The following is an 877-nucleotide window of genomic DNA, read 5'->3' as shown; positions in this document are numbered from 1 at the left end:
TGCGGGTCAGAATTTACCTGACAAGGAATTTCGCTACCTTAGGACCGTTATAGTTACGGCCGCCGTTTACTGGGGCTTCGGTTCACAGCTTCGGGATTACTCCCTAACCACTCCCCTTAACCTTCCAGCACCGGGCAGGCGTCAGCCCGTATACTTCGCCTTACGGCTTCGCACAGACCTGTGTTTTTGCTAAACAGTCGCTTGGGCCTTTTCACTGCGGCCCCCTCGTGCTATTCACACTACCGGGGCACCCCTTCTCCCGAAGTTACGGGGTCATTTTGCCGAGTTCCTTAACGAGAGTTCTTCCGCGCGCCTTAGAATACTCTTCTCGCCTACCTGTGTCGGTTTGCGGTACGGGCACCATCACCTGGCTAGAGGCTTTTCTTGGCAGTGTGAGATCATGACCTTCGCTACTATAATTTTCGCTCCCCATCACAGCTCAGCCTTACAATGTGCGGATTTGCCTACACATCAGCCTCACTGCTTAGACGGACATCCATCAGTCCGCGTCACTACCCTACTGCGTCCCCCCATTGCTCATAACGGCTTACGGTGGTACAGGAATTTCGACCTGTTGTCCTTCGACTACGCCTTTCGGCCTCGCCTTAGGTCCCGACTTACCCTGAGCGGACGAGCCTTCCTCAGGAACCCTTAGGCTTTCGGCGGATCAGATTCTCACTGATCTTTTCGTTACTCATACCGGCATTCTCACTTGTATAATGTCCAGCGCTCCTTACGGTACACCTTCAACCCTTATACAACGCTCCCCTACCCCTGATGCAAAGCATCAAGCCATAGCTTCGGTGGTGTGTTTAGCCCCGTTACATTTTCGGCGCAGAGTCACTCGACCAGTGAGCTATTACGCACTCTTTCAATG

1 rRNA gene is annotated in these 877 nt (G+C 53.2%); it reads right to left on the bottom strand.

From position 1 onward, the window contains the following. A 23S ribosomal RNA gene (locus tag ACE04G_RS28610) occupies window positions 1–877 on the bottom strand; the annotation flags it as partial.

This window comes from Paenibacillus sp. AGC31 (genome assembly GCF_057334655.1).
This window is presented reverse-complemented; position numbering and strand designations above follow the sequence as displayed.